The organism is Runella sp. R5_40 (assembly GCF_057652295.1).
This window is the reverse complement of the sequence record NZ_JBYFCH010000002.1, coordinates 482,893-500,372: the sequence shown is the minus strand read 5'-3', so window position 1 is coordinate 500,372 and position 17,480 is coordinate 482,893. Positions and strand designations below refer to the sequence as shown.

Here is a 17,480-nt window from a genome sequence, read left to right as displayed (position 1 = left end):
AACAGACCGCTATTTTCAGGACTTCGGCCCACCTGTTACGATTGTGAGTCTAAACTGTGTATTTATTTTGAGAAAATCAAGGACTACGGCTACTTTTTTTGAAATTTTATTTCAACTCGCTCAGTGCCAACGTATCCATATCGGTATAGACATAGTTCTCTCCAGCCATTGCCCACAAGAAAGAATAACTCGTTGTACCAGCACCCGCGTGAATCGACCACGGAGGTGAAATGATGGCTTGCTCATTGGCAACCAATAAGTGCCGCGTCTCGGTAGGTTCGCCCATAAAATGGAAAACGCGGTGGGCGTCATCTAAGTCAAAGTAAACGTAGATTTCGGTACGGCGGTCGTGGACGTGCGGCGGCATGGTGTTCCACACGCTGCTGTATTTCATGGACGTCATGCCCATCACCAGCTGACAACTTTCGAGGCCATCGGCATGGATGTATTTATAAATGGTACGCGTATTGGCTGTTTCGGGCGAGCCCATATCGGCTGGACTTGCATCGGCGGCTTTCATCATGGCCGTGGGTACGGCGCGGTGAGCGGGCGTCGAAACGAGGATAAACTTAGCGGGAAATTCAGGGTCTAGGCTTTTGAAAGTGACGGTTTTATTGCCTTTGCCTACGTACAAGCAGTCCCGCTTTTGAAGCGTAAACAACTCATCTTCGACCATCACAAAGCCATCGCCACCGATGTTAAGAATGCCCAATTCGCGACGTTCCAAGAAATAATCAGAGCGGAGTTCGTCGTAGGTTGGCAGTTTGTGCAACTGCCCGACGGGCTTAATTCCCCCCACAATCATGCGGTCGTAGTGAGAATACACAAAATGGAATTGGTCGGGGACGAACATTTTTTCCATCAAAAACTCTTCCCGAATACGTTGAGTCGTGTAATTTTTAAAATCGACGGGATTGGTCGTATGGCGTACCTGAATGTGCATGAGTAAAGGTTATTTTAAAATTGGTTCTAAGGCTTTGTTGTTTTGGTCGAGCCATTCGGTGATTTCTTCGACAATTTGGCGAACTCCAATTTCTGGTTTCCAACCCGTCAGACGAGTCACTTTGCTGTTGTCTGTAATGTACATCCGAATATCCGCCGTGCGGGTTTCGGGTACTTGTTTGATTGGAATGGTTTTGCCCGTTACTTCTTGGCAAATTTTGGTCAATTCTTGCAACGACGTGCTGCTTTCTACGCCTCCACCTGCGTTCAAAATTTCGCCATTTACTTGGTCGATGTTGTGCAATTGCCAGTCAATCAAACGGTACAAATCGGCCACGTGGAGCATATCGCGGGTTTGTTTTCCCGTACCACCGTAGCCAAAATACCCGAGTTGCTGTTCCCAATAGTGTTTGGCAATCCAAAGCACCATCACACCTTGATCGACTTTTCCCATTTGCCAAGGCCCCGTGATGACCCCGCAACGGTTGATGATTGTACGAAGGCCATAAAACTCGTTGTATTCTTGAATCAAAAGCTCTGAAGCGAGTTTGGTGGTGCCGTACAACGAACGAGCGCCGTCGAGCGGAAAATCTTCGGCAATTCCCTTGGACGATACGCCTTTCACGGGTTGGTCGTCGGAGAGAGAAAAGCGCGTTTCTTCTTCCACAAAATTCAACGTTTCAATCGTCTTGATGGGATAGACGCGGCTCGTTGAAAGAAATATAAAATCAGCTTTGTGCTTGAGGGCGTAGTTGAGGCAGTTGACCGTCCCGAACAAATTGGTATTGATGAGGTAGTCGGGTGTTCCGTCAAGTCCTGCCAATACCGAAGGCTCGGCCGATGCTTCGATGACCGCATCGACGGCGGGCAGCGAGTCAAAGTCTTCTTTGCTACGAATGTCTCCGTGAACATACGTAATGCCTGCTTGGGTCAATCGAGAAACGTTGAGTTCTGAACCTTTTCTTTTTAAATTATCTAAGCAAAAGATTTCGTACGATGGGTAATTGGTTTTTAGCGCAATGGCCAACGATGAGCCTACAAAACCAGCTCCACCTGTGATTAATATTTTCATTTTTAACTATAAATACGTTTTAATTTGATGTTTTCGGCTGGACGAATAATGAGCGGTACTTTTTCGATTTTTACCGCGCTACTGTCAAGTCCAAACCATTTATCCTCGCTGGTCGTAAAGCCTTTGATAAAGAAATACGCCTTCATAATGGCCTGTTCAAACAGCGGAAGTTCGTTTTCGAACGACAAGAACTTCTCTAATACTACAAACCGAAAATCGCCGATAACATTGTGTCGATTGAGCGATTCGTAGCGGCTTGTGATATCCACTTCCTTGTTTTTTACCATTTCTTCAATCACTTTTTTGAAGTAAAGGTTGACCCGTTGTTCGATACGGAAGCCCAAACGGAAGTTTACCCGAATGACGTCGTCGGGCTCGATGACGTTTACTTTGTATTCCATTGTATATGGGTCATCGGTGGTATCGACGTGGACAAACCAGTAAATATCGGCGCGTTTGGGGCGTTTTTGGAAGATGGAGTAAATCACTTTTGATTCGATTTCCGACATCCGCGAAGCATTGCTCATAAAAATGAGGTGGGTAGCGTATTTAGGAATCGAAATGTCGCGACTAAGCTCTTTGAGTGAATCCACGTAATCGTTGAGTTTGACGTATTCGGTCAAGCGAAGTTTGATGTAGAAAGCACGGTACCAAACAAACATCAACCCGGCTATCATAGCCCCAATGACGAGCGATACCCAACCTCCGTGCATGAACTTGACGAGGTTGGCTATTAAAAATGAGCCTTCAATTGCAATGTAGATGGCCATAAAAGCAACGACACCCCACATTTGGAATTTTTTGGCGTAGAGGTAATAGGACATCAAAATCGTCGTCATCAACATGGTCAGGGTAATGGCAAGACCATAGGCCGCTTCCATAGCCGATGATTCTTTGAAATACAACACCACGCCAACGCAGCCCAACCACAGCAATAAGTTGACGCTTGGGACGTACAACTGCCCTTTTTGAAGGCTTGGGTAGCGCAAACGAACTTTAGGCCAAAAATTGAGACGAATGGCTTCGCTCACGAGCGTAAACGAACCCGAAATCAAGGCTTGGCTGGCGATGATGGCCGCCGAAGTCGCGATTGCAATCCCTGGAAGAAGAAACCAGTCAGGCATGAGTTCGTAGATGGGACGGCGTCCGTCTAGCGACTCACCCGCGTGAGAAAGCAACCAAGAACCTTGACCAAAGTATTGGAGGATTAAGCACAACTTTACAAAGACCCAACTGACACGGATGTTGGCGCGGCCGCAGTGTCCCAAGTCAGAGTAGAGGGCTTCGGCTCCCGTGGTACACAAGAAAACAGCTCCGAGCAACCAAAAACCTTCGGGTTTTTCGAACAAAAGCTGATACGCGTAGTAAGGGTTAATAGCCCGCAAAATGGTCCAATCTTTGGCAATCCAGATAATTCCGAACGTCCCGAGCATCGAAAACCAAATAAACATAATGGGACCAAAAGCGCCGCCTACTTTATTGGATCCAAAAACCTGTACCAAAAACAAGGCAGTGATGATTCCTATGACGATGGGAATAGTCTGAATATTAGGATAAATAATACGTAACCCTTCGATGGCGGAAGAAACTGAAATAGGTGGGGTGATAATACCATCGGCCAAGAGGGCAGCTCCCCCAATAATGGCGGGAACGGTGAGCCATTTAGCATGGCGACGTACTAAGGCATACAAGGCAAAAATCCCTCCTTCGCCACGGTTGTCGGCTCGGAGAATCAGTACCACGTATTTGACAGTAGTTTGGAGCGTTAGTGTCCAAAAAACGCAAGAAAGGGCTCCCAAAACCGTTTGAGGCGATATGATAGGGTCTTCTTTAAAAATGCTGTCCATCACGTACAGTGGAGAAGTACCAATGTCGCCGTAGATAATCCCAAAAGCAATCAATAACCCAGCGGCTGAAGCTTTATCTAGGTGGTGGTGATGCCCGTTATTACTTTCCATGAAAAAGATATTGTGAATGAATAATTGAGAACACTATCTGCAAGAGTGATATCGATGAATGAAGACCAAATACATGGAGATGTCCTAAAACGTAGTTTATCAGTGGGTTTTTAAAAAATCGGACAAATATAAAGGTCTGTAACATCCGTTGTTCTCGGAAGGCCAAAATTATTCGTCATACCTACTAAAACCAAGGTAAATACCTGCTAAAAGTCATAAAATCACCTACTAAAGCTGCTTTATCCAGAGCATCAACCAGTCAGTTTTTAGAAAAAGGGCAACGATAAGCACCGTCAGCGCTACGACCAAGGCCGTTCCAGCAGGCTTTGGGGTTTCGTGGTTAGCTTCTGGAGCCTCCTTGAAAAATAGATAAAAGGGTATTTTGAAGTAATAGACCAAGGAAATGACGGCGTTGAGTAGCCCTATCACCAACAGCGTGGTAAGCAGCGAAGAAGGGGCGGTGGTATTGGCTTCCCAAAGGGCAGAGAAGACCAAGAGTTTGGAGGTAAAGCCCGCCGTGGGAGGTAAGCCTACCAAAGCCACCATGACTATGACAAAACAAACGGCAAGCACGGGCAGTTGCGCCCCTTTACCTGACAATGAAAGTAAGGTCGGGCGGCCAGAACTCACCAAGTCAACCAATAAGAACGCCACGAGGTTGGTCAAGACATAAATAACAATATAAAACGTAGCGCTTTCAAAACCCGCTTGGCTGAAAGCCACCACGCCTACGAGTGCAAAACCCGCTTGCGCAATGCCCGAATAAGCCAAAAGACGCTTGAGGTCGTTTTGCCAAAGTGCCGACAAATTTCCTAACAAAATGCTGCTGAGTGCCAAGAGCGCCATCAGCTGCTGAAAATCGGCAGGAAGTGCACTCAACAAACGCATCAACAAGAGCAACGCAGCGGCTTTGGGAGCGGTTGATAAAAAGGCAACAATGGGCGTGGGTGCTCCTTCATATACGTCGGGTGCCCACACGTGAAAGGGAACCAAGGAGAGTTTGAAAAGAACGCCACCAAGTGTCAGAAAACCAACAATGAGTATAATAACGGGGTGATTTTGGGCAAGATGATTGGCAAAAACTTCGCTGGTGAGGTCGAGTGAGCCCGTCATTCCGTATAGAAACGAAAGGCCGTACAGCATAATGCCCGAGCTCAGTGCGCCAAAAAGCAAGTATTTAATCCCTCCTTCGGCGGCCAATTTTCCTTTGCCAAGGCTCGCCAACAAATACGAACCAATCGAAACGAGTTCAATCGACAGGTAAAGGCTAAGGCCATTGACGGCCATGGTCATAAAACAAAGCCCCAGCACAATAGCGAGTAGAATGGCGTAAAACTCAGGCGGTAATTGGGCGTGAGTGACGCGAATATGCAGAAGAACAAAAAGAGTAGTGATGAGCACAAGCCCCTTGAAAAAAACGGCCTTGGTGTCAAGATAAAGCAGGTGGTGAAATAAATAGCCTTCGGGGGCGTTCCATTGGAGAATAACCAACATCAGCCCAGCCAAACTCAGTCCAAACGCTGAAAACCACAAAACAGTGGACGTCTGCTGCGACCAACGCGTTAGTTTCAACACTAACTCGGCCGTAACCAACAGCAGAAAGGCAAAAGCCAGCCATGTTTCGGGCACTACCCGTGGAAGACTTTCGATAATATGGAGTAAATGCTCTTTGAGTTGCAAGGTCGTTCGATTAATTTGCCAGCAAAAGTACAATTCAACATGAAAAAGTCATTACTCTGTCTCGGATTGATTTTAGCGACCATCGCTGCCCATGCCCAAGGAATGTTCATTCAGGACATCAACGGGCGTCCTATTTTTGAAAATGGCTATACCGAAATCGAAGGCTCGCCTTACCTGAAAGATGAGTGGGCGAGAGGAACGGTGAAGGCCAAACACAACGGCAAAACCTACGAGTTGGCCAAAATGCGGTACGACACGTACAAAGACGAACTGGAGTACGAAGAGAACCAAAAATCGTATCGGTTTAGCAGTGAAATTACCGAATTTGCTACCACAGATGGGGTTTTTCGTAACAATTTCCCTGTCTATGAGTCACTTTCTGGACGTAATTTTTACCAAGTACTGTCCGACGGAAAAGTAAAATTGCTGAAGCGGACAGTTACTAAAATTCAGACCGAAAAACTGTACAGCTCGGCTACGGTGACGAAGCGTTTTGTCAAAGAAGAGTTTTTGTATTTGTTCAAAGACGGCGCGATTATTCGCCTCAAGAAAGACAAGAAGGCGTTGTTAGAAGCCCTAAGCGATAAACAAGCCGATTTGGAGGCGTTTATCAAAGAACAAAAAATTAAATTCTCGAAAGAAGAAGATTTTCTGCGCGTGATTGAGCGCTACGAGCAGTAAATACGGTGAAGAAGCAAAAATAATTTCGCCCCGATGACATCTCATCGGGGCGAAATTATTTTTAAGCCAATGCTGCTACTCCTGGAAGAACTTTTCCTTCCATGTATTCAAGAAGCGCACCACCACCCGTCGAAACGTAGCTTACGCGGTCGCCGTAGCCAGCGTTGTTGATGGCAGAAGCAGAGTCACCACCACCGATGAGCGAAAACGCATCGTTTTGCTCGGTAGCTTGTACTACGGCTTCAGCGATGGCGTTGGTGCCTGTCGCAAAGTTCGGGAATTCAAATACGCCCATTGGGCCGTTCCAAAGAATCGTTTTAGAATTACGAACGGTTTCTTCAAACAAGGTGATGGTTTCTGGGCCAATGTCCAAACCTTCCCATCCATCCTCGATTTGTCCCGTTTTCACGATTTGGCGGTTGGCATCATTTGAGAAAGCATCCGCGCAAACGTTGTCCAAAGGCATCAATATGTTCACGCCTTTTTCTTTGGCTTTTGCCAAAATTTCAAGCGCTAACTCTTGCTTATCGGCTTCCAAAAGCGATTTTCCAATCTTTCCGCCCAAGGCTTTGGTAAAGGTATAGGTCATACCACCGCCGATGATAAGGTTATCCACTTTGTCCAACAAGCGCTCAATGATGAGGATTTTGTCCGAAATTTTAGCACCTCCCATGATTGCCGTAAATGGACGTTCGGCTTGTTCCAACACGCGTTGGGCGTTGTCGATTTCGGCTTGCATGACGTAGCCACACACGCGGTCTTCAAAAAACTGACCGATAACGGCCGTAGAAGCGTGGGCGCGGTGAGCCGTTCCGAAAGCGTCGTTTACCCAAACATCGCCTAGTTTTGAGAGTTTTTCGGCAAACTCAACGTCGCCTTTTTCTTCTTGTTTGTAAAAACGAAGGTTTTCCAACAACAATACTTCGCCTGGTTGAAGCGCAGCGGCCTGTTCGGATGCCGAAGCACCGATGCAATCGTCCGCAAATTTTACAGAGACACCCAAAATCACCGAAAGTGGATTGATAAGGTGTTTGAGCGAATATTTTTCGGTTGGACCATCTTTCGGGCGACCCAAGTGCGACATCAAAATGCAAGAACCGCCGTCTGCCAAAATCTTACGAATGGTAGGTAGCGTAGCTTGGATACGAGTGTCGTCAGTAATTTCAAATTTTTCGTTGAGAGGAACGTTGAAGTCAACGCGAATGAGGGCACGTTTGCCCGCAAAATTGTACGAATCTACGGTTTTCATAGGATTCAAGTGGGTTGAAAGATTGTTTTTCATGGCAAAAATAGTTTTTTCGCTCTATTAACCCTAGCAAAAGGCCATTTAGCCGTGTTTTTGGTGAAATTCTTGGAAAAAGAAAAAAAAATCTACGAATTGACTAAGGGGAGAAGCCGCTTTTTGTGACTTACCTTATAGAAACCGAAAAAAAACGACCCATGGCCGAAAATCAACCGAGCCAACCCCAGCCTTCCAACCATCCGTTTCAAAGGCCAGATGTTGAGCCCATACTCCTTGACGTTGAGTATCTTATCCGACAAGCGTTTGAGGAAGATGCGCGGCGAGGCTATGAACTGTTGTTTCGGCGCTACTATCGTCCGCTGTGTAGTCAGGCGGTGCGCTTTGTGTATTCAAGGGCGGTGGCCGAAGATTTGGTAAGCGAAGTGTTTTTCAGCTTTTGGAAAAACCAAGCGCAACTTCACATCACAACCACCTACCAAGCTTATTTGTATTCGGCCGTTCGGAAGCGGGCGTATTCGTACCTACAGCGCGAGTTTCACCAAGAGATGCCCATGACCGACGAGAATGCAGAAGGCATCAATAACAACGTAGAGATTGATCCAGAGCAGTTGTTGCAATACACCGAATTATACCAGCGCATCGAAGAAACGGTGCGTACGCTGCCACCGCAGTGCCAGCGGGTGTTTGTAATGAGCCGCTTTGAGGGGAAAAAACACCGCGAAATTGCCGACGAGTTGCAGATTTCCCCCAAAACGATTGAAGCCCATTTGAGCCGTGCTTTGTCACAACTGCGGCAAGTACTACGAATGGGGCTTTTTTGCGGACTTGTGTTTTTTGTCCCAGCCACTTCGCCTTCCGAAATATCCACACCATCACCAATATACTGTCATCAATGAACAAAGCCATAATGAAAGAACTGCTGTTTGCGCATTTTAGCGGACGCTCAACGGCACTTCAGCGAACGACGATTGCCGATTGGCTGCAACAACCCGAAAACCAGCTACTGTATGTGTCTTGGCTCGACGAATGGGAGCGTCAGCACCTTCAGTACATGGCCGAAGAAGAGGATGCTTTGGCACTGCTAAACGCACGCATTGAGTCTTGGAATCAACAACAAAATATAGAAGCAACCGAACAAAGCTCAGAACTGCCCGTTCGCCGAAGGTTTGCTTTTACCCAGTGGCTGGCGGCAGCTTCGGTGGTGTTGGTATTGGTGGCGGGAATGTATGCGGGAAGAAGCTATATTTTTTACCAAACGATAGAGACGGCTTTTGGAGAAACCCGACAACTTACCTTGCCTGACGGCTCGCAGGTATCGCTCAATGCCCATTCGTCTTTGCGTTTCCCAAGGTTTGGATTTGGCCCGCGCTCACGGGTAGTGTGGCTGACGGGAGAAGCAGCTTTCTCCGTACAACATACTCCTACGCACCAACGCTTTTTTGTAAAAACAGCCCGTGGCGTGCAAGTGGAGGTGTTGGGAACAGAGTTCAATGTGTTTGACCGCCCCAGCGGAACCAAAGTCATATTGAGTAAAGGGGCGATTCAGCTCAATTATACGGGGGCTAAAAAAGCGGTGAGGGGCCTGCGGTTGAAACCAGGCGATGCCGTCAACGTGGATGCCAAAGGAAACCTAACGCAGATGCGTATCGACGAGCCCGAAGTAAGTTCGGCTTGGAAAGAACATCGCTTCAATTTTAACAGCACGCCCGTTCGGGAAATTGTAGAATTACTCCACGACAACTACAACCTGCGCGTTGTCCTTAAAAATCAGGAGATTGGCGAACGAACGGTGACGGGCTCGTTTCAGGCCGATAATTCGGATGAGTTTTTACAAGTAGTGGCCGAATTGCTCGAAATCAACTACAAACAAAAAGATTCTACGGTTACTTTTTTTGAATAATAACCAAAGTTTACCCTTTTCTAACTACACTCTTTATGCGCTCTATTTTTATCCCAACTACGCTGGTAGGGTTGCTTACTGGCGCGTTGTTGGTCGAGCCTCAACTTGCCAATAGTCAGGCAATGGCGATGGTTAGCTCGCAACAACGCCCCACTTACTCTGCTGCCTCGGCAACGACCACTCGCCTTTCGGATGCCTTAAATGGGCTGAAAGCCAAGTACAAAGCTGATATTTTGTTTGAAGACCGAACGGTTGCCAATCTGACGGTTTCGGCCGATGTGTTGGCGGGAACTACGTCCCTCGAAAATGCCCTTTCTCGTTTGTTAAAGCCCTTTAATTTGCGTTATAAACAAGTAAAAGCAGGAACATGGGTGGTATTGGCCAAAAAATCGTCGGCTTCGGTCGGAGAGGCCCGATTTCCCGTTACGCCCACCAACGAAGAAAACCAACCCCAGACCGACCCTGCCTCCAACGGCTCATTGACCACAGTTGTGGCGTCAGGGCCGCTCGAAACTCGTGCCGAAGAAGTGATCATTAGCGGGACGGTAACCACCGCAGATAATAACGGGGTCATTCCAGGGGCAAACGTGGTTGTAAAAGGAACTGTCCGTGGTACAACCACGGATGCCAACGGGCGTTATCAATTACGTATTCCCGAATCGTTAGGAAAAGCGAGTGGATTGGTGTTGGTGTTTTCGTACGTCGGGTACGAAGCACAAGAAGTGACGGTGGGTAACCGAACGGAAATCAACGTGCAATTGAAAGAAAGCGACCAATCGCTCAATGAAGTGGTGGTGGTAGGATACGGCACCGTACGCAAAAGCGATTTGACGGGCTCGGTGATGTCGTTGAAAGCCCAAGATTTGACCCGTGGCTCCAATATCAACCTTCAACAAACCTTGGCAGGGCGCGCGCCTGGGGTGCAGGTTTACCAAAAAAGTGGTGAGCCAGGTTCGGCCATGAGCGTGCAAATCAGGGGAATAACTTCCATTACGGGAAACAACGACCCGCTGTATGTAGTAGATGGCTTGCCCGTAAACGATGGAACGGCGATTGGCTCGGCAAGTGCGGGGGGAACGACCAGCAACCCCAACAACCGTACGCCGCTTAACAGCTTGAATCCAGCCGATATTGAGTCCATAGAAATTCTAAAAGATGCCTCTGCTACAGCCATTTACGGTTCGCGGGGAGCAAACGGGGTGGTACTCATTACTACCCGCCGTGGCAAAGATGGGAAGCTCAAAGTAGAATACAACGGAACGCACGGCGTCCAAAAAGTGGCGAATACGCAGCGTTTTTTGACAGGAACGGAATACACGGATGTCATCAACTCCATCATTGATTTGGGAAAACTTTCGACCCCAAAAGTGACGGGAACCAACGCCAATACCGATTGGCAACGTCTATTGCTTCGCGATGCCCCCATTCAGTCGCACGACCTCTCGTTTAGCGGGGCGGGAGGAAATACCCGTTACTACATTTCGGCGGGTTATTTTAACCAAGATGGGATTATGCTCAAATCAGGGACGAGCCGTTACAGCGCTCGAATGAACCTTGAAAATGGCGTGGCCAACAAATACAACGTAGGGGTAAGCCTGAACACCTCTTACACCAGAGATTACTACAATGCAACGGGGGTAGGGCTAAACGACAACGCCAGTGCGCTGTACATGGCCCAAAACTACGACCCCACGGTGCCTGCTTATAACCCCGACGGAACGTACTATCGCTCGTCGTTGATGGCGCCCATGGATAGCCCATTGGCGGTGATTAATGGACAGTATGGGATGGGCGATACGTACCGTACGTTTGGAAATATTTATGCCGAATATTACTTCATCCCTTCGCTGTCGGCCAAAGTCCGCGTAGGAGCGGATTTTAATGATAACCAACGGTATTTCTGGATTGACCCCAGTACCTTGACGGGGCTTTCGTACAACGGTTATGCCGATGTTCGCGATGGAAAACGAGGCTACTACCTGACCGAAGGAACATTAAATTTTAACAAAGAGCTTAAAAATCACCGTATTAGCGCCGTGGTAGGAGCTACTTACGAACGCTACACTTCCAGCTCTATCATTGCCAATTCGCGTTCTTTTGCCTTGCCCGACCTTACCTTCAACGCGCTCGGTACGGGCGATAATACCCTGAATGGCGTAGGAAGTGGCCGTCAAGAAAACAAATTGGTGTCGTTTTTGGGGCGGGTGAACTACTCGTTTAACAGTAAGTATTTGCTAACGTTGTCGATGCGGGCCGATGGTTCGGCGCGTTTTGGACCCAACAAGCGTTTTGGCTACTTCCCGTCGGCGGCCTTGGCGTGGCGGATTCAGGACGAGGCTTTCTTGAAAAATGTAAATTTCTTGAGCGAACTTAAACTACGTGCCAGCTACGGTGCAACGGGCAACCAGCCGACCATCAATTACTTGTATTTCTCTACTTTTTCGGCGGGACGCAATGCTGTTTTCAATGGCAACCGCTACAGTTCGTTGCAGCCTTCGCGCAGCGCCAATCCTGATTTGCAGTGGGAAGCCGCCGTGCAGGCTGACTTAGGGATTGATTTTGGCTTTTTCAACGGTCGCCTTACGGGTAGCATCGACTACTATAACCGCAAAACTTCTAACTTACTTTACGACATTCCACAACCTTCGAGTACGGGTTTTGGAAGCCGCATCGAAAACGTAGGAAGTATGCGTAATACGGGAGTTGAGCTTGCGTTGAAGGGTATTTTGACCGATAAAAATGGCTTCCGTGTCGATGCTGGTTTTAACATTACCACCCTCAAAAACCGCGTGCTGAGTCTTGGAAAAGTGCCTCAGTTCATCGGATCAGGCCCAGGTAGCATTGGCCAAGTGAGTATTCTCAAGCCAGGTGAGTCGATTGGGTCGTTTTATGGGTATTTGGTGGATGGCGTTTGGCAAACGGGCGAAGACTTTACCCAAGCGCAGTCAGGCGTACGCCCAGGCGATTTGAAATACCGCGACCTTGACGGAAACAAAGTCATCAATGCCAACGACCGCGTGGTGCTTGGTAAATCGCTGCCCGACTTTTTCTATGGCTTCAACACCAGTGCTTCGTACAAAACCTTGGCATTGGATATTTTCTTGGAAGGCTCACAAGGAGCTAAAATGCTGAACAGTAGCTTGGTGGACGCGTATTACCCAGTGGATTATCGTCGAAATAAATTGGCTGTTCCGTACCTAAACCGTTGGACACCGACGAATCCTACCAACGACTACCCATCGTTTTTGCCCAACGACGTGCAAGGCCAACGCCAAGTAACCAACAAAACCGTCGAAGATGCTTCGTATTTACGTGTTCAGTCAGTACGGTTGTCGTACAAAATTCCAGTACCTAAAAACCGCTATGTGGGCAGTGCTTCGGTGTTTGTGAATGGTCAAAACCTGTACAATTTTACCAAGTATTCAGGTGCTGACCCAGCAGCCAATGCTTTGGGAGATAATATTTTACGGATTGATTACAACACCTATCCGCTAACGCGTACTTACACCGTAGGGGTTAATTTGCAATTTTAAATGACAAACCAAATGAGACAATCATTCAACTATAGCTTAATCATCGGAGGGTTTCTGATGTTGACGTCGTGCGAAAAAGCGCTGGAAGTATCGCCGAGGTCCGAGTTTTCACCCGACAACGTACTCACGTCGGAAAGCGGCATCAAAGCATTGCTTTTTTCGGCCTACGCACACCAGCAAACCCAATCTAATTCGCGCTACGTGATCAACGATTCGGAAGTTTGTACCGACATGGGTTTTAACACGGGTGGCGCTGAAAATGGACAACTTATTCAGCTAATCAACTTTACGTGGGACCCGACGCTCGGAACCTTGGCGGCCGATATGTGGGATCCTAACTACCGCGTTGTACGTGATGCCAATGGTGTAATCGAAAACATTGGGAATGTAAAAGCAACCGAAGCCACCAAAAAGCTTTACAAAGCTGAAGCACGGGTCCTACGGGCACAAGCATATGCGCTTTTGATGACTTTTTTTGGAACGGTACCCTTGCGGACTTCCACCACACAACCTGCTGAATTGGCACGGGCAACGGAAGAAGAATTAAAGGCGTTTGTTGAAAAAGAAATCACGGAGTCGATTCCAGATTTGCCCGACCCAGGCAAAGAAGAAACCTATGGACGGTTTAGTAAGGGCGTTGCTTACAGCATTTTGGCGAAGTTTTATCTCAACACCAAACAATGGCAAAAAGCGGCCGATGTTGCCAAAGCCGTGATGGATTTTAATTACTACGCCCTCAATCCTGATTTTGTGGGGATGTTTAGAGTCGAAAATGAAGGTGCGGCCAACCGTGAAATGATTTTGGCACTTCAATGCCGCCCCGAAGACCCGTTTGGCAATTGGTACCAAGCTGGAGCATTGCCTCCAGGCTATAAAAGTAGCCCTCAGTTCCCGAATTTTACCTACAAAACCACTATGTCGAATTTTGCAACGCAGTACCGTTTGCGGACGGCATTTACCAGTTCGTTTGCCGCCAACGACAAGCGTTTGCAGTTGATTTGTACGAGTTATGTCAATACCAGCAACCAAACCGTCGATTTGTCAACGGGAGATAATGCGCGTAGTTTTAAGTATTGGGATAACAATACCGTTGGAAATAACAGTGGAAATGACGTTCCAATACTGCGCTATGCCGATATTCTACTTACCAGAGCAGAGGCACTGAACGAACTCAATGGCCCCACAGCGGAGGCATTTACGTTGATTAATCTCGTTCGTACACGGGCAGGGATTCCCAATTTGACCCAAACAGACACTCCTACAAAAGATGCTTTTCGGACAGCCATTTTTAGAGAAAGAGGTTGGGAGTTTGTGTCGGAAGGCAAACGCCGCGAGGACCTCGTTCGTCAAGGGACGTTTATCGCATTAGCCCAAGCGCGCGGCATCACCAATGCCAAGCCCGAACGCGTGCTGTTCCCGATTCCACAAGCGGAAATTGATGCCAATAAGCTTTGTGTTCAAAGCGCTGGTTATTAGTGGATTAAAGGGGTGTTAGGTTTGCAATCAATGGCAGAAAAACATGAAAGGGTATTAGTTTTTGGCCAAAAGTGTCTTAAACTATTGATTGTAAAATTTTCACTGTGAACTAACTATCTAACAAATCATCATTTTATGAAACAAGTAACACTTTTTGCGATTGCGTTGCTCCTCACGGTATCTACCCTCAAAGCACAACCTCGCTGGACGGCTCAACAGGCAAACGACTGGTACAAAAAACAGGGCTGGATTAGAGGCTGTAACTTTCAACCAAGTACGGCCATCAACCAATTGGAGATGTTTCAGGCGGAGTCGTTTGATCGCCAAACGCTTGATAAAGAGTTAGGATGGGCCGAAGGTCTTGGCTTCAACGCCATGCGGGTGTATCTGCATCACATCGCGTGGACGACCGATGCGCCAGGTTTTAAAAAACGCCTCGACGAGTACCTCGCCATTTCGAGTAAGCACGGAATCAAAACCATTTTTGTGTTTTTTGACGACTGCTGGAACGACGAATACCACCCAGGTAAGCAGCCTGCCCCTAAAACTGGCGTTCACAACAGCGGTTGGGTACGCGACCCAGGCACGATGATTCACAACCACCCAGATAGCTTGGGCATGTTGGAAAAATACGTAAAAGACGTGATGACTACTTTCAAAAACGACAACCGCATTTTGTTGTGGGATTTGTACAACGAACCAGGTAATAACCAATATTTTGCAAAAAGCTTGCCTTTGTTGAAGTCGGTGTTTGCGTGGGCCAAAGAAGTGAATCCGTCGCAGCCAATCAGCGCGGGTGTATGGAGCTGGGGTGAAAAATTCAAAGAATTGAACAAGTTCCAAGAAGAAAACTCGGACGTGATTACCTACCACCACTACGGCTACGTGGACAAGCACAAAGAATTGGTTGATAAACTTCGCCAATACGGTCGCCCGCTAATTTGTACCGAATACATGGCGCGTCGCAACGGTAGCTTGTTCCAAACGATCATGCCGATGTTGAAGCAAGAAAACATCGGGGCTATCAACTGGGGATTTGTAGCTGGAAAAACCAATACCATTTACGCTTGGGGAACACCTATGCCTGATGGCAAAGAGCCTGAGTTGTGGTTCCACGACATTTATCGCACCGACGGAACGGCTTTCAGCCAAGACGAAATCAAAACAATTAAATCCTTGACAGGAAAAAAATAATAATTCGATGAAGAAAAAAGGGGTAGTGGCTTCGATGGGTTTAGCCGTGGCAGTGTCGGTAGGGCTAACGGCGTTTTATTCAAAACCGTCGCGTTCAAAAGCGGATGCACGTCCGAACATCATTATCATCATGGCCGACGACATGGGGTATTCGGACTTGGGCTGCTATGGCGGTGAAATCAAAACCCCCAACATCGACTACCTCGCCAACAACGGGCTGCGTTTTACTCAGTTTTATAACACCTCCCGTTGTTGCCCAACGCGAGCCAGTTTGCTCACAGGTTTGTACAACCACCAAGCAGGCATTGGTAAAATGACCGACGAAGAATCGACACCAGGGTACCGTGGGCATTTGGCCGAAAATACCGTGACGATTGCGGAGGTATTGAAGGCAGCGGGTTACCAAACGGGTATGACGGGGAAATGGCACGTGTCGAACACCATTGTTCAGAAAAACCCCAAAGACCAGCTCGATTGGCTCAACCACAAAAAGGACTTTGGCGATTTTGGGCCGTTGAATCAGTACCCCACTGCGCGTGGTTTCGACAAGTATTTTGGCAATATCTGGGGCGTAGTTGACTTTTTTGACCCTTTCAGTTTGGTCAATGGGACAAAACCTGTGACCCAAATTCCAAAGAATTATTACCACACGGACGCCATTAGTGATTCCACAGTGGCTTATATTCAATCGTTTGCTAAGTCGTCGTCGCCATTTTTCTTGTACGTAGCGCACACCGCCCCGCATTGGCCGCTGATGGCGCTGCCCGAAGACATCGAAAAGTACAAAGACACGTACAAATCGGGCTGGGATGCGATTCGTAAAAGCCGCTACGATAGAATGGTGAAAATGGGCTTGATTGACCCCAAAACCACGCCATTGTCGGAGCGCTGGGACAAACAACAAACCTGGGAAGCAAACGCCGATAAAGAATGGGATGCGCGCGCCATGGCCGTTCACGCGGCGATGATTGACCGTATGGATCAGGGAATTGGCCGTATGTTGCAGACACTGCGCGAAACGGGGCAGTTGGAAAACACGCTCATCGTCTTTTTGTCGGATAACGGGGCAAGTCCTGAAAACTGCGCGGCTTATGGCCCAGGTTTTGATCGTCCTAACGAAACGCGCGACGGTCGGCCTATTTCGTACGATTTGAAAAAACAAGTGATGCCAGGGCCGCAGACGTCGTTTGCGTCGATTGGGCAGCGTTGGTCAAACGTAGCCAACACGCCTTATCAATACTGGAAAGCAGAATCATCCGAAGGAGGTGTTCGCACGCCAATGGTGGCGTTTTGGCCCAAAGGAATTAAAGCGAAAAAAGGAGGTTACAGCGCCCAAATGGGACACGTAATGGACTTCATGCGTACCTGCGTAGAAATTTCGGGAGCAAAGTACCCGCAGACGTTTCAGGGGCGTGCCATTTCGGCCTCAACGGGGCAGAGCCTTGTGCCTGCATTTCAGGGAAAAACCAACGGAGGGCATACGAGCCTGTTCAACGAGCACTTTGGCGCGCGTTATGCACGGTCGGGAAATTGGAAGCTGGTCTCGGCAAGTCGCGATACTACGTGGCAGTTGTTTGACTTAGCCAATGACAAAACCGAAACCAATAACCTCGCGGCTACGTATCCCGAAAAAGTAAACGAATTGAAAAAACAGTGGCAAACGTGGGCCAAAACCCACCAAGTTTTGCCCAAGCCTAACACGGTTAGACGATAAGGTATGGTCTGACTATCGTCTGACCAACAACACGGTCAGACGGCAGTCAGACCGCAGACTAACCTCCTAAGGGAGAGGTGAGCCGTT

Annotated in this window: 12 protein-coding genes; 7 read left to right on the top strand and 5 right to left on the bottom strand. The window is 47.9% G+C overall.

Annotated elements, in window-relative coordinates; translation table 11 throughout:
- Positions 1-106: 106 nt before the first annotated feature.
- The 4 genes from kduI to AC23N5_RS06865 all read right to left on the bottom strand — a co-directional run bounded on the left by kduI (position 107) and on the right by AC23N5_RS06865 (position 5,652).
- Positions 107-943, bottom strand: a complete 837-nt coding sequence (gene kduI, locus AC23N5_RS06880) for a 5-dehydro-4-deoxy-D-glucuronate isomerase (protein WP_183974395.1) — start codon at positions 941-943, stop codon at positions 107-109.
- Between the two features lie 9 nt (positions 944-952).
- Positions 953-2,014: an NAD-dependent epimerase/dehydratase family protein gene (locus tag AC23N5_RS06875; RefSeq protein WP_487754978.1), complete on the bottom strand. Its 1,062-nt coding sequence runs from the start codon at positions 2,012-2,014 to the stop codon at positions 953-955.
- Between the two features lie 2 nt (positions 2,015-2,016).
- Complete coding sequence (locus AC23N5_RS06870) at positions 2,017-3,972, bottom strand: KUP/HAK/KT family potassium transporter (RefSeq protein WP_487754977.1); 1,956 nt, start codon at positions 3,970-3,972, stop codon at positions 2,017-2,019.
- A gap of 228 nt (positions 3,973-4,200) precedes the next feature.
- The gene (locus AC23N5_RS06865; RefSeq protein WP_487754976.1) at positions 4,201-5,652 is read right to left on the bottom strand and encodes an NADH-quinone oxidoreductase subunit N; all 1,452 of its coding nucleotides are present in this window, start codon (positions 5,650-5,652) and stop codon (positions 4,201-4,203) included.
- A gap of 39 nt (positions 5,653-5,691) precedes the next feature.
- Between AC23N5_RS06865 and AC23N5_RS06860 the strand changes: the two genes are divergently transcribed.
- Entirely contained in the window at positions 5,692-6,333 is a 642-nt protein-coding gene (locus AC23N5_RS06860; protein WP_183974386.1) for a hypothetical protein, read from the top strand.
- A 61-nt stretch (positions 6,334-6,394) separates the two neighbouring features.
- Here the strand turns inward: AC23N5_RS06860 and AC23N5_RS06855 are convergent, their stop codons facing one another.
- Complete coding sequence (locus AC23N5_RS06855; RefSeq protein ID WP_487755025.1) at positions 6,395-7,582, bottom strand: phosphoglycerate kinase; 1,188 nt, start codon at positions 7,580-7,582, stop codon at positions 6,395-6,397.
- A gap of 191 nt (positions 7,583-7,773) precedes the next feature.
- Between AC23N5_RS06855 and AC23N5_RS06850 the strand changes: the two genes are divergently transcribed.
- The 6 genes from AC23N5_RS06850 (at position 7,774) to AC23N5_RS06825 (ending at position 17,393) form a co-directional block, all read left to right on the top strand.
- Positions 7,774-8,472 (top strand): RNA polymerase sigma-70 factor, encoded by a 699-nt coding sequence (locus AC23N5_RS06850; RefSeq protein WP_487754975.1) that lies wholly within the window; start codon positions 7,774-7,776, stop codon positions 8,470-8,472.
- Positions 8,469-9,476 carry a FecR family protein gene (locus AC23N5_RS06845; protein WP_487754974.1) on the top strand — a complete coding sequence of 336 codons (1,008 nt, stop codon included), beginning with the start codon at positions 8,469-8,471 and terminating at the stop codon, positions 9,474-9,476. The genes AC23N5_RS06850 and AC23N5_RS06845 overlap by 4 nt, the downstream gene beginning before the upstream one ends.
- 35 nt (positions 9,477-9,511) lie before the next feature.
- A complete protein-coding gene (locus AC23N5_RS06840) occupies positions 9,512-13,009 on the top strand; it encodes a SusC/RagA family TonB-linked outer membrane protein (protein ID WP_487754973.1) in 3,498 nt (1,165 codons plus the stop codon).
- A 12-nt stretch (positions 13,010-13,021) separates the two neighbouring features.
- Entirely contained in the window at positions 13,022-14,485 is a 1,464-nt protein-coding gene (locus tag AC23N5_RS06835; RefSeq protein WP_487754972.1) for a RagB/SusD family nutrient uptake outer membrane protein, read from the top strand.
- 135 nt (positions 14,486-14,620) lie between these two features.
- Positions 14,621-15,679 carry a cellulase family glycosylhydrolase gene (locus tag AC23N5_RS06830; RefSeq protein ID WP_487754971.1) on the top strand — a complete coding sequence of 353 codons (1,059 nt, stop codon included), beginning with the start codon at positions 14,621-14,623 and terminating at the stop codon, positions 15,677-15,679.
- 7 nt (positions 15,680-15,686) lie between these two features.
- Entirely contained in the window at positions 15,687-17,393 is a 1,707-nt protein-coding gene (locus AC23N5_RS06825; RefSeq protein WP_487754970.1) for an arylsulfatase, read from the top strand.
- Positions 17,394-17,480: the final 87 nt, after the last annotated feature.